This window comes from Actinomycetospora sp. CA-053990 (assembly GCF_050948445.1).
GTDB classification, from domain to species: domain Bacteria; phylum Actinomycetota; class Actinomycetes; order Mycobacteriales; family Pseudonocardiaceae; genus Actinomycetospora; species Actinomycetospora callitridis.
In genome coordinates this window covers 1,151,507-1,163,758 of sequence record NZ_CP192043.1, presented here as the reverse complement: position 1 = coordinate 1,163,758, position 12,252 = coordinate 1,151,507, and the positions used below count along the sequence as shown (strand labels likewise).

Here is a 12,252-nt window from a genome sequence, read left to right as displayed (position 1 = left end):
CCGCTGCGACACGCGCGTCACCCGCTCGTCCCCGTCTCTCGGGCGCCGGTCACCGACAGGCCCCGATCGGTGGTCCGTTCGAGTGGGCGTGAGCGGCGACTCATCGTGCAGGCTGTCGCCGCCGCTGAGAGCACGCACGGTCGCGGGAGGGCGCTGTGGACATCGACGTCCGGTTGCGCATGTTCACGTGGTTCGCCGATGTCTCCGGGGCCGTCGCGGTCAGCCGCATGGGTCCCGACGACATCTCGCGGGCCCGGGCACGGCGCATGAGCCACAACGTGGTCACGTCACGGGTCTTCGGGCCGATGCCGCGCGGGGTGTTCGTCACCGACCGCGTCGCCGACACCGACATCGGCCCGATCCCGCTGCGTCTCTACCGCCCGCACACCGCCCGCGCGCTGCCCGTCGTCGTCAACTTCCACGGCGGCGGCGGCACGCTGGGCAACCTCGACCAGTCCGACTGGCTGTGCGCCCACGTCGCCTCGCGGGTCGGCGCCCTCGTGGTGTCGGTGGACTACCGCCTGGCGCCCGAGTTCCGCTACCCCGCCGGACGGGAGGACGGGTATGCCGCCGTGACGTGGGTGGCGCGCCACGCGGCCGCACTCGGCGCGCGCACCGACCGCCTCGCGGTGATGGGCGACAGCGCGGGCGGCAACCTCGCGGCCGTCGTCTGCCTGCTGGCACGCGAGGCGGGACCGGTCATCGACGCGCAGGTCCTGCTCTACCCCGCGCTGGACCTGACGTTCACCCGGCCGTCGGTCGAGCGCTTCGCCACCGGGCCGGTGCTCACACGCGCCGACATGGAGGTCTTCCGCACCCACTACCTGGGCGAGGACGGCGACCCGACCGATCCGCTGTGCTCCCCGCTGTTCGCGCCGGACGTCGCGGACCTCCCGCCGGCGCTCGTCGTCACGGCCGCGGTCGACCCGCTGCACGACGACGGCGCCGACTACGCCGCGCGCCTGGGCGCGGCCGGCGTGCCCGTGAAGCACACCGACCACCCCCGCGCGGTGCACGGCTTCCTGTCGTTCCCCGGCGTCTGCCGGGCGTCGGCCGCCGCCCTCGACGACGTCTGCGCGGAGCTCACGGTCCGCCTGGCCTGAGCCGGGTGATCCGGCCTGGTCTGCCTGGCCCGGCGGTCCGTGAGCCCGCGCAGCGGCTCACATGTGCAGGCCGCCGTTGACCGAGTAGACCTGCCCGGTGATGTACTCCGACTCCGGGTCGGCGAGGAACTCGACGACGCGGGCCACCTCGTCGGGCTGGCCGAGGCGGCGCAGCGGGATCCCGGAGACGATCTTCTCGATGGCCTTCTCCGGCACGGCCGCGACCATGTCGGTCTCGATGTAGCCCGGCGCGACGCAGTTGACGGTGACGCCCTTGCGCGCGCCCTCCTGCGCCATCGACATCGTCATGCCGAAGAGGCCCGACTTCGTCGCGGCGTAGTTGACCTGGCCGGCGTTGCCCGCCTCGCCGATGACCGAGCTGATGTTGACGATGCGGCCGCTGCCGCGCTCGGCCATGTGCAGGTAGGCGATCTGCGCCATGTAGAAGGTGCCCGAGAGGTTGACCTGGACCACGCGGTCCCAGTCGTCGACCTCCATCTTCGCGACCATCTTGTCGGCGGTGATGCCGGCGTTGTTCACGAGGACGTCGATGCGCCCGTGCGCCTGCATGACCTCGTCGATCACCCGCTCGCAGTCGCCACGGCTGCCGATGTTGCCCTGGTGGATGGTGATCTGGTCCGGGAACTCGGCCTGGAGCTCCTCGGCGGAGGACGAGTCCGACGAGTAGCCGACACCGACCTTCATCCCGCGCCGGGCGAGACGCGAGCTGATGGCGCGCCCGATCCCGCGCGCGCCCCCGGTCACCAGGGCCACCTGTCCGGTCATGTCTCCCATGCGTGCTCCTTCGCTGTTCGGCACCGTCGTCGAGGGTGTCTGTACCCGGAGCGTGGTCCGCGCCACACGATCCGGGTGCCATCGAAGTCACAAACCTGTGCCCAGGGGAAGGGGGACCGATCGGTCTACCCGTCGGTAGCGCGCCCGTTGCGAAACATCCCAAGCAGCCGTACGTTCCGTGCAGCACCCAGAGCCGGGTGCTGTCGAGCGCCCGGTCCCCGGGCGCGAGGAGGTGCGAGATGACGGCCACCATCGACGAGACGGGCGCCCCGGGCGACCCGCTCGAGGCCCAGTCCGAGGCCCCCAGCCCCGACCCCGCCGCCTACCTGCGCGGCTACCACGCCACCGCGGCGGTCCGCGGCGCGACGGCCATGACCAAGGGCGCCGGCTACGTGCTCCAGCGGGCCCTGACCCAGTCGGTCACGCCCGGGCGGAACACCCAGGACGCCCGCCGCTGGTGGCGCCACGTGCTCACCCGCCGCCGGCCGCAGTGGCACAACGACCACGAGATCGTCTTCGAGACGCCCATCGCGCGGCTGCGCGACTTCTCGCAGGGCTCCACCGACGACGTCGTCCCGACGCTCGTGCTCCCCCCGCAGGCCGGGCACGACTCGTGCATCGTCGACTTCCAGCCCCGCCAGTCGCAGATGATGGTGATCCGCGAGGCGGGCCTGACCCGCGCGTTCACCCTCGACTGGGTCGGCGCGACGCGGGAGACCTCCGGCACGACGATCTCCGACTACATCGCGGTGGTCGACCGCGCCGTCGAGCACTGCCGCGAGACCGTCGGCCGTGACTCGGTGAACCTCGTCGGCGACTGCCAGGGCGGATGGCTCGCGACGATCTACGCCGCGATGCACCCGGACAAGGTCAACACGCTGACGCTGGCCGGTGCGCCGATCGACTTCCACGCCGGCGAGACCCCCATCGGGGCGTCGTCGCGGGTGATGACCCAGCGCTTCGGGCAGCTGCCCTACCGCGCCATGGTCGCCGCGGGCGGCGGCAACATGCCGGGCTCGTTCGTCCTCGGCGGGTTCATCGCGATCCGCCCCGACGCCGAGATCGCCAAGCACGTCGACCTGCTGCGCAACCTCGACGACCCGGCCGCCATCGCGCGCTACGAGTCGTTCGAGGACTGGTTCAAGCACACCCAGGACGTCCCCGGGGCCTTCTACCTGTGGCTGGTCGAGCACCTGTTCGCGGGCAACGAGCTGGTCAACGGGACCCTCGAGGTCGACGGGCGCCGCGTGGACATGCGCGACATCTCCTGCCCGCTGTTCCTGTTGGGCGGCGCGACCGACCACATCACCCCGCCGGTGCAGGTCTTCGCGGCCGCGGACCACGTCTCCACCCCGGCGGACCAGGTCACGCGGCGCACCGCGCCGGGCGGCCACCTGGGCCTCTTCATGGGGAACCAGGCGCTGCAGTACGAGTGGCCGCCGCTCATGACCGCGGTCGCCGAGCACTCACGACGCACGGACTGAGCCTGCCCAGGGCGACCTGGACCGATTCCGGGGATCGTGCGGTGATCCTTCGCCCGCGACCCTGGGATCGGCCCGGTCGATGTGGGTACGTTCGGTGCACTCCGGCTCGCTCGCCGTGGTGGTCGACATCACGTCGTGATCACCCCGGTGATCGGTCGTCTCCGGCCCACCGTCGGGCCACCCATCGACCAGGAGGATCTCCATGCCCGGTTCCGTCATCGTCTCCGGCAAGCGCACCCCGATCGGCAAGCTCTCCGGGGCCTTCGCCGGCATGACCGCCGGCGAGCTCGGCACGGTGGCGATCAAGGGCGCCCTCGAGGCCGCCGGCATCTCCGGCGAGCAGGTCGAGTACGTGATCATGGGCCAGGTCATCCAGGCCGGCGCGGGCCAGAACCCGGCGCGCAAGGCGAGCACGGACGCCGGCATCCCGATGTCGACGCCGTCGTTCACCCTGAACAAGGTCTGCCTGTCCGGCCTCGACGCCATCGCGGTGGCCGACCAGATGATCCAGGCCGGCGACTACGACATCGTCGTCGCGGGCGGCATGGAGTCGATGACCGAGGCCCCGTACCTGCTGCCCAAGGCCCGGCGCGGCTACAAGTACGGCGCCGGCACGGTCCTCGACGCCACCGAGTCGGACGGCCTCACCGACGTCTACGACCACGAGTCGATGGGCGCCTCCACCGAGCGCTACGCGGCCTCGATCGGCCTCAAGCGCGAGGACATGGACGCGTTCTCCGCGGCGTCGCACCAGCGCGCCGCCGACGCGTCGAAGAACGGGCGCTTCGACGCCGAGATCGCGCCGGTGTCCATCCCGCAGCGCAAGGGCGACCCGGTCGTCGTCAACGAGGACGAGGGCGTCCGGGGCGACACGACGGCCGAGGGCCTCGGCAAGCTCAAGGCCGCGTTCGACAAGAACGGCGCCATCACCGCGGCCTCGTCGTCGCAGATCTCCGACGGCGCCGCGGCGTGCGTCGTGATGTCGGCGAAGAAGGCCGAGGAGCTCGGCCTCGAGGTGCTGGCGACGATCGGCCACCACGGCTGGGTCGCCGGGCCGGACAACTCGCTGCTCTCGCAGCCGTCGCGGGCCATCCAGAAGGCGCTCAAGCGCGAGGGCATCGAGGCGAGCGCCCTCGAGATGCTCGAGATCAACGAGGCGTTCGCGGCCGTGGCGCTGCAGTCGACCACCGAGCTCGGCGTCGACCCCGAGCGGGTCAACCCCGACGGCGGCGCGATCGCGCTGGGCCACCCGGTCGGCGCGAGCGGCGCGCGCATCGCCATCCACATCGCCCACGAGCTCAAGCGCCGCGGCGGCGGCGTGGGCGCGGCGGGCCTCTGCGGCGGCGGCGGCCAGGGCTCGGCGCTGATCCTGCACGTCTGAGTCCACGGGCAGCTCGGTGTCAGCATCCGGTTCAGCACGCCGATAGGCGACCGTCGCTGACACCCGGTGTCCGTATTCTTCCGTCGATCACCACGACACGCGGGCGGTCACCTCGGTGGCCGCCCGCGTCGTCGTCGGCACGGAACCGCGGGCGCGGGGCGTGCGTCGAACCAGGTACGGGGCCGCGTCCGGTGGGAGGAACCGGGCGCGGTCCCGCCCGTCGATCCCCCCGGTGGGGAAGGCGCCGCGGGGAGTGACCATGCTCGGGTGCGCATGCCAAGGTGGTCGTCCGGGCACAGGTGACCGGTAGCACACGCGAGGAAGACGGAGGCAACATGCCGCAGGAGGTCCGGGGAGTCGTATCCCGGGAGAAGGGCAAGCCGGTCACGGTCGAGACGATCGTCGTCCCCGATCCCGGGCCCGGCGAGGCCGTGGTCAAGATCCAGGCGTGCGGGGTGTGCCACACCGATCTGCACTACCGCGAGGGCAACATCGAGGACGCCTATCCGTTCCTGCTGGGCCACGAGGCCGCGGGCGTCGTCGAGGCCCTCGGCGAGGGCGACGTGCAGGGGCTCGAGGTCGGCGACTACGTCATCCTCAACTGGCGCGCGGTCTGCGGTGTCTGTCGTGCGTGCCGCAAGGGCAAGCACCACCTGTGCTTCGACACCCACAACGCCGCCCAGTCGATGACGCTCAAGGACACCGGCGAGGAGCTCAAGCCGGCCCTGGGCATCGGGGCGTTCGCGGAGAAGACGCTGGTGCACTCCGGGCAGTGCACGAAGGTCAACCCGGAGATCGATCCGGCGCAGGCCGGGCTCATCGGCTGCGGAATCATGGCCGGCACGGGCGCGGCGATCAACACCGGTGAGGTGAAGCGGGGCGAGACCGTGGCGGTCATCGGCTGCGGCGGCGTGGGCGACGCGGCGATCGCGGGCGCGGCGCTGGCCGGCGCCACGACGATCATCGCGGTCGACACCGAGGACCGGAAGCTCGAGTGGGCCAAGGGCTTCGGCGCCACCCACGGCGTCAACGCCAAGAACGAGGACCCGGTCGAGCGCATCCGCGAGCTCACCGACGGGTTCGGCGCCGACGTCGTCATCGACGCCGTGGGCATCCCGGCCACGTGGAAGCAGGCCTTCGAGGCCCGCGACCTCGCCGGCCGGCTGGTGCTCGTCGGCGTCCCGGCGCCGGACATGAAGCTCGAGGCCGACTTCCAGCCGTTCTTCTCCCACGGCGGGTCGCTGCGGGCGTCCTGGTACGGCGACTGCCTGCCGAGCCGCGACTTCCCGATGCTCGTCGACCTCGCGCTGCAGGGCCGCTTCCCGCTCGACAAGTTCGTGACCGAGCGCATCTCGCTCGACGACGTCGAGCAGGCCTTCGAGAAGATGCACCACGGCGACGTGCTGCGTTCGGTGGTGATCCTGTGACGGCCGAGAAGGTCGGCGAGGGCGTCGAGCACCTGACGACGTCCGGCCAGTTCCAGATCGACGGCAACTCGTTCGACGTCGACAACAACGTCTGGATCATCGGGGACTCGTCCGAGGTCGTCCTGCTGGACGCCCCGCACGACGCCGAGGCGATCAAGAAGGCGGTCGGCGACCGCAACGTCGTGGCCATCCTGTGCACCCACTCGCACAACGACCACGTCAACGCGGCGCCGGCCATCGCGGAGGCGTTCGACGCGCCGATCCTGCTCAACCCCGACGACCGGGTGATCTGGAACCTCACGTACCCGGACCGCGAGCCGGACGGCGAGATCCACGACGGCGAGACCTTCACGATCGCCGGCATCGACCTGCGGGCGATCCACACCCCGGGGCACTCCCCCGGGTCGACGGTGTTCTACGCGCCGGACATCGGCACGCTGTTCTCCGGCGACACCCTGTTCAACGGGGGGCCGGGCGCCACCGGGCCGTCGTACTCGGACTTCGACGTCCTCATCGAGCAGCTGGCGGACAAGGTGTTCTCGCTGCCCGGCGACACCATCGTGCGCACCGGGCACGGCGACACCACGAAGGTCGGCGACGAGGCCGCGCGCCTCGACGAGTACCGCGAGCGGGGCTACTGACCGCTCACCCCGACACCGAGTACCCGGCCGACCCCTACCCCGGGGTCGCGCCGGGTTTCTCGTTCGTGCACCTCGACGCCCACAGCCACCGTCTCGACCCGTCGGCGTCGGCCGGGGCCGGCTGGACCGTGGCGGGCGTCGACCTCGACCGCTGGCTCGCCGACCGCGGCGCCCCGCCGACGAGCAGCCGCGTGCCCGTGCTCGCGTTCGGCTCCAACCGGTCGCCGGGCAAGGTGACGTGGCTGCGCGAGCACCTGGGGCTCGCGGGACCGGTCGTCGTGCTGCGGGCGCGGGTCGAGGGCCTCGCCGCGGTGTGGGCCGCCGGACTGCGCGCCCGCGACGGGGCCCGCCCGGCGACCCTGGCCGTCGTGCCGGGCGCGGTCGAGACCCACGCGGTCTGGATGGCGACACCGGACCAGGTGGCGGTCCTCGACCGCTGCGAGGGACGCGGGGAGCGCTACGAGCTGGTGCGCCTGCGGCCCGGGTGCGGCGTCCGCGTGGTCACCGAGGACGGCGCGCGGCTGAACGGCGTCTGGACGTACTGGGCGGGCGCCCCGGTGCGGGCGCCGCTGCTGGTCGACGGGTCCCCGGTGGCGTGCCGGGACGTCGACCAGGAGGCCGCGCGGGAGCTCGTCGGGTCACCCGCGCCGCTCGACCCGGGGTCGGTGACCGTGCAGGACGGGGCGCCGGAGCCCACGGCGTGGCCGGACGAGGTGTTCGTCTACGGGACGCTCATGCCGGGCCGGCGAGCCTGGCCGCTGATCGCGTCGCACGTGGTCGGGGACCCGGAGCCGGCCTGGCTGCCGGGACGCGTCCACGACACCGGGCGGGGCTACCCCGCGCTGCGGCAGGGCGGGCCGGGGTGCGCCCGGGGACGCTGCTCCGGCTGGCCGATCCGGTCGCGTCGCTGCCGGTGCTCGACGAGTACGAGGGGCCGGACTACCGGCGGGTGCGCGCGCTCGCGCACGGGGCGGACGGGTCGGTGCCCGCCTGGCTCTGGACCTGGCGGGGAGAGCTGACCGGCGCGCCGGTGTCCGGGCTGTGGTCGCCGGCCTAGAGAGGGCCTAGAGACGCGTCCGCACGGCGACGAAGCCGGGACGCGGGGCCGGCGTGACCGGCGCGGCGGCCACCGGCGCGGCCGGGACCGGAGCGGCGGGGACGGGTGCCATCGGCTCGGCCGGCGACCCGGCCGACTCTGCCCGGCGCCGGAGGTGGGCTCCGCGGACGAGGAAGACGATCCCGGCGAGGAACGCGACCCCGGCGAGGGCCAGGGCCCCGGCGGCCACGGGCGCGGGGATCCCGGGCAGGCGCGGGACGCCCGGCACGGCCAGCGGCACCGCGCCCATCAACAGCAGGAGGGTCACGCCCGCCACCGTCAGCAGCCGCACCATCGACTCCCCTCCACACCCTCCGAGATCCAGCACTCTGCTCGGGACGTCGCCCCCGCCACCAGATCTCGTTACGACGAACAGGGTCACGATGTGGTCCCGGTCCCCGAGTGGCCCGGGCTGCTGATCTCCGACATCCTGACGCGCCGGCGCGGAGGTGGGAGAGCGATGCTCGAGATCGACGGGGTCTCCAAGCGGTTCGGGTCCACGGTGGCCCTGGACGGGATGACCCTCACCGTGCGCCCCGGCGAGCTCTACGGCTTCGTCGGCGCGAACGGGGCCGGCAAGACGACGACGATGCGGATCGCGCTCGGCGTGCTGGCCGCGGACGCCGGCGAGGTCCGGCTCGACGGGCGCCCGCTCGACGCCGCGTCGCGCCGGCGGATCGGCTACATGCCCGAGGAGCGGGGCCTCTACCCGCGGATGGCCGTGGGGACGCAGCTGCGCTACCTCGCCGAGCTCCGCGGACGGTCGGCCGCCGACGCCCGCGCCGCCGCCGACCGGTGGACCGAGCGCCTCGGCATCGCCGACCGCCGCGGCGACGAGGTCCAGCGCCTGAGCCTGGGCAACCAGCAGCGCGTCCAGCTCGCCGCCGCGCTCGTCGCCGACCCGGACGTGCTCGTGCTCGACGAGCCGTTCTCGGGCCTCGATCCCCTGGCCGTCGACGTCATGAGCGAGGTCCTGCGCGAGCGCCGCGACGCAGGCGCGCCGGTGGTGTTCTCGTCCCACCAGCTCGAGCTCGTCGAGCGGCTCTGCGACCGCGTCGGCATCGTCCGCGCCGGGCGCGCCGTCGCCGAGGGCACCGTGGAGGAGCTGCGCGACGCCTCGGCCCCCGAGCTCCTCGTCGTCGCGCCGCACGCCCCGCCCGGCTGGGCCGACGCCCTGCCCGGCGTCGCCGGCGCGCGCGCCGCGCGCGAGGGGACGGTGCTGACGCTCGCCGACCCCTCCGACGCCACGCTGACCACCGTCCTCGACGCGGCCCGCCGGACCGGGCCCGTGCTCGAGTTCCGGCGCCTCCGGCCCCCGCTGTCCGAGATCTACCGGGACACGGTGGCCGACACGGGCACGCCGGCCCCGTCCGAGGCGCCCGGGGCCGCCGCGTGAACGGCGCCCTGCGCCCCGTGGCGCTCATCGCCCGGCGCGAGTTCGCGTCGCGGGTCAAGGGCCGGGCGTTCGTCGTCGGCACCCTCGTCGTGCTGCTCCTGCTCGGCGTCTACGCGGCGGTGGTGGCCACCCTCGCCTCGGGCGAGGACACCGCGCGCGTCGGCGTCACCGGTCCCGCCGTGGCACTGACCGGCCCGCTGGAGCGCGCGGCGCCCACCGAAGGCCTGACGCTCACCGTCGTGCCGCAGGCCGAGGTCGCCGCGGGCGAGGCGGCGGTGCGCGCGGGGACCTCGACGCGCTGGTCGGCGGCGACCCGGTCCGCCCGCGGGTCTACGTCGAGTCCGAGCCCGACGCCGCGCTCGAGCGCGTGATCGTCGACGCGACGACGGCCGTGGCCCGCGACGCCTACCTGGTGGGCCGGGGCGTCGACCCGTCCGGGCTGGACGCGGCGGTCGCCGAGTCCGGTCCCGTCGTGGTCTCCGCGGAGCCGCCGGACCCGCAGGCAGGGCAGCGGCTGGGCCTCGGGCTCGCCGGGGCGTTCCTGCTGTTCTTCTCCATCCAGACCTACGGCGCGATGGTCGCGCAGGGGGTTGTCGAGGAGAAGGCGAGCCGGGTCGTCGAGATCGTGCTGTCGTCGGTCCGGCCCTGGCAGCTGCTGCTCGGGAAGGTGCTCGGGCTCGGGGCCGTCGGCCTCCTCCAGCTCGTGGTGCTGGGCGGCGCGGGGCTCGCCGTCGCCGGCGCCGCCGGGGTGCTCTCGGGCGGGGCCGGGCTCGTGTCGACCGTGGTGTCGGTGGTCGTCTGGTACCTGCTCGGCTTCGCGCTCTACGCGACGGTGTTCGCGGCCGCCGGGTCGCTGGTCTCGCGCCAGGAGGACACGCAGAGCGTCCTGTCGCCGATCACGATCACGGTGCTGCTCGGCTTCGTCGTCGGCTTCAACCTGCTGACCTCGGACCCGCGGGGCACGGCGATCACGGTCATCTCGTTGCTGCCGCCGTTCAGCCCCCTGTTCATGCCCGCGCGGATCGCGCTCGGCGTCGCGCCGGTCGGTCAGGTCGTGCTGGCGTTCGCCCTCACGATCGCGTTCACGGCGGCCGTGCTGGCCCTGGGCGGGCGGATCTACGCGAACTCCGTGCTGCGGACCGGAGCCCGGGTCAGCTTCCGCGAGGCGTGGGGTCGGGTTCGCCCGTGACGCAAGTGGGTGTGACCGGCGTCAAAGCGGACACGCTTCGAGGTCATCCAGCGCTCGCAGTAAAGACTGGGTACTGCAAGGATCATCCGATGCTCCGACGTCCCGCCCGGCTCATGGGCGCCACGATCGCCGTCCTCGCGTTCGTCCTCGCCGGCTGTGGCGGGCTCTCCGGCTCGGGCCAGCCCGCCGCCGAGGGCGGCAGCCTCGCCGCCAGCGGGATCAACCTCGCCGGCCAGACCTACACGGTCGGCGGGCAGGAGTTCGACGAGCAGCTGCTGCTCTGCAAGATGAGCGTGTCGGCCCTGCAGTCGGTGGGCGCGACCGTCAACGACCGGTGCAACATCACCGGCTCCGCCGCGGCCCGCCAGGCCCTGGTGTCCGGCGAGATCGACATGGGGTGGTCGTACACCGGCACCGGGTGGATCACGAACCTCGGCAACACCACGCCGATCCCCGACTCCCAGCAGCAGTACGTCGCCGTGCGGGACCAGGACCTGCAGCGCAACCAGATCGTCTGGACCAACCCGACGCCGTTCAACAACACCTACGCGATCGCCACGACCCGCGCGTTCGCCGACCAGAACAACCTCCGCACCACCACGGACTGGGCCAACTTCATCAACAGCGGCAACCCGCAGGCCACCACCTGCGTCGAGGCCGAGTTCGCCAGCCGCAACGACGGCCTGCCGAACCTGCTGACGACCTACGGCGTCACCCGTCCCTACGACGCCCCGCCGGCCCTGACCGTCATCGACACCGGCGCGATCTACCAGGCGACCGCGAACGGCAACCCCTGCTTCTTCGGCGAGGTGTTCACCACCGACGGCCGCATCCCCGCGCTGAACCTCGTGTCGCTGGCCGACGACAAGAACTTCTTCCCGAAGTACAACGCGTCGAACACCATCCGCAAGCAGGTCGTCGACCGGAACCCGCAGGTCGTGCAGGTCTTCGACCAGATCTCGCCGCGCCTGACCGACGACGTGATGCTCAACCTCAACGGCCAGATCTCGTCACAGGGCCGTGACGCCCAGCAGGTCGCGACCGAGTTCCTCCAGCAGCAGGGCTTCATCGGCGGCTGATCGCCACTCGCCTCCTGATCTGGTCGAAGGGCACCATCGCTCGGTTCTCCCGAGCGCTGGTGCCCTTCGTGCGTCGGGGGACGTCGACAGTGAGTCCATCGTGATCAAAGACGCGCTTCGATCATGATGGACGCACTCTCGGCTGCGAGCTCATGCCCGCGGGTCACTTAGCTGGCGTTGCCGGCTGCGGCGTCCGCGATGCACTCCTCGCGGGTCATGCCCGTCTGCTCGGTGCACGAGTCGAGGGCTGCCTCACCGGGATCTTCGTACGTCGCGTCGGTGTCCGCGTCGTGAGCACCGCCGACCAGGAGCCGGTCTGCGGCGTCGTGGCAGCCGATCGACATCAGGTAGGGCCTCAGCTCAGCGTTCGACAGGTCGGAGCGCATCGCGATGCGGTCGCACTCGTCCGCGGACACCTCCTCCTCGTCCTCGGGCGTGGTGGCCGTGGTCGTCGTGCGCCGTGCGGTGGTCGTTGACGGTGTCGTGGAAGGGGACGGCAGGACGACGCTCGACGTCGGGACGACCAAGGGAACCGGCGGTAGCGGTGCTGCGGCCACGACTGGCGACGGCCCAACTGCGGCGCACGCCGTGAGACCGAGGGCGGCGAACGCCGTGCCGAGGACGAGTCCGAGACGTTCGCCGTGGTTCATGCAGGGATCTT

13 protein-coding genes are annotated in these 12,252 nt (G+C 72.7%); 10 read left to right on the top strand and 3 right to left on the bottom strand.

Features of this window, described 5'->3' with window-relative positions:
- Positions 1–155: 155 nt before the first annotated feature.
- Positions 156–1,103 carry an alpha/beta hydrolase gene (locus tag ACQPYN_RS05980; RefSeq protein ID WP_433034587.1) on the top strand — a complete coding sequence of 316 codons (948 nt, stop codon included), beginning with the start codon at positions 156–158 and terminating at the stop codon, positions 1,101–1,103.
- A gap of 57 nt (positions 1,104–1,160) precedes the next feature.
- Here the strand turns inward: ACQPYN_RS05980 and ACQPYN_RS05975 are convergent, their stop codons facing one another.
- A complete protein-coding gene (locus ACQPYN_RS05975) occupies positions 1,161–1,889 on the bottom strand; it encodes a beta-ketoacyl-ACP reductase (RefSeq protein ID WP_433034585.1) in 729 nt (242 codons plus the stop codon).
- Positions 1,890–2,137: 248 nt separating this feature from the next.
- Between ACQPYN_RS05975 and ACQPYN_RS05970 the strand changes: the two genes are divergently transcribed.
- The 5 genes from ACQPYN_RS05970 to ACQPYN_RS05950 all read left to right on the top strand — a co-directional run bounded on the left by ACQPYN_RS05970 (position 2,138) and on the right by ACQPYN_RS05950 (position 7,850).
- Positions 2,138–3,382 carry an alpha/beta fold hydrolase gene (locus ACQPYN_RS05970; protein WP_433034583.1) on the top strand — a complete coding sequence of 415 codons (1,245 nt, stop codon included), beginning with the start codon at positions 2,138–2,140 and terminating at the stop codon, positions 3,380–3,382.
- A gap of 202 nt (positions 3,383–3,584) precedes the next feature.
- Positions 3,585–4,763: an acetyl-CoA C-acetyltransferase gene (locus tag ACQPYN_RS05965; protein WP_433034581.1), complete on the top strand. Its 1,179-nt coding sequence runs from the start codon at positions 3,585–3,587 to the stop codon at positions 4,761–4,763.
- Between the two features lie 335 nt (positions 4,764–5,098).
- The gene (locus ACQPYN_RS05960) at positions 5,099–6,190 is read left to right on the top strand and encodes an S-(hydroxymethyl)mycothiol dehydrogenase (protein ID WP_433034579.1); all 1,092 of its coding nucleotides are present in this window, start codon (positions 5,099–5,101) and stop codon (positions 6,188–6,190) included.
- Entirely contained in the window at positions 6,187–6,831 is a 645-nt protein-coding gene (locus ACQPYN_RS05955; RefSeq protein ID WP_433034577.1) for an MBL fold metallo-hydrolase, read from the top strand. The genes ACQPYN_RS05960 and ACQPYN_RS05955 overlap by 4 nt, the downstream gene beginning before the upstream one ends.
- A 65-nt stretch (positions 6,832–6,896) precedes the next feature.
- Positions 6,897–7,850: a gamma-glutamylcyclotransferase gene (locus ACQPYN_RS05950; RefSeq protein ID WP_433034575.1), complete on the top strand. Its 954-nt coding sequence runs from the start codon at positions 6,897–6,899 to the stop codon at positions 7,848–7,850.
- Positions 7,851–7,895: 45 nt separating this feature from the next.
- Here ACQPYN_RS05950 and ACQPYN_RS05945 read toward each other — a convergent pair whose 3' ends face one another.
- On the bottom strand, positions 7,896–8,222 hold the full coding sequence (locus ACQPYN_RS05945) for a hypothetical protein (protein ID WP_433034573.1): 327 nt from the start codon (positions 8,220–8,222) through the stop codon (positions 7,896–7,898).
- A 165-nt stretch (positions 8,223–8,387) separates the two neighbouring features.
- Between ACQPYN_RS05945 and ACQPYN_RS05940 the strand changes: the two genes are divergently transcribed.
- The 4 genes from ACQPYN_RS05940 to ACQPYN_RS05925 all read left to right on the top strand — a co-directional run bounded on the left by ACQPYN_RS05940 (position 8,388) and on the right by ACQPYN_RS05925 (position 11,591).
- Positions 8,388–9,323 (top strand): ABC transporter ATP-binding protein, encoded by a 936-nt coding sequence (locus ACQPYN_RS05940; RefSeq protein WP_433034571.1) that lies wholly within the window; start codon positions 8,388–8,390, stop codon positions 9,321–9,323.
- Positions 9,320–9,694, top strand: a complete 375-nt coding sequence (locus ACQPYN_RS05935) for a hypothetical protein (RefSeq protein WP_433034569.1) — start codon at positions 9,320–9,322, stop codon at positions 9,692–9,694. Before ACQPYN_RS05940 ends, ACQPYN_RS05935 begins: the two co-directional genes overlap by 4 nt.
- Complete coding sequence (locus ACQPYN_RS05930) at positions 9,691–10,512, top strand: ABC transporter permease (RefSeq protein WP_433034567.1); 822 nt, start codon at positions 9,691–9,693, stop codon at positions 10,510–10,512. Before ACQPYN_RS05935 ends, ACQPYN_RS05930 begins: the two co-directional genes overlap by 4 nt.
- A gap of 89 nt (positions 10,513–10,601) precedes the next feature.
- A complete protein-coding gene (locus tag ACQPYN_RS05925) occupies positions 10,602–11,591 on the top strand; it encodes a glycine betaine ABC transporter substrate-binding protein (protein WP_433034565.1) in 990 nt (329 codons plus the stop codon).
- Between the two features lie 167 nt (positions 11,592–11,758).
- Here the strand turns inward: ACQPYN_RS05925 and ACQPYN_RS05920 are convergent, their stop codons facing one another.
- A complete protein-coding gene (locus ACQPYN_RS05920) occupies positions 11,759–12,241 on the bottom strand; it encodes a hypothetical protein (RefSeq protein WP_433034563.1) in 483 nt (160 codons plus the stop codon).
- Between the last annotated feature and the right edge of the window lie 11 nt (positions 12,242–12,252).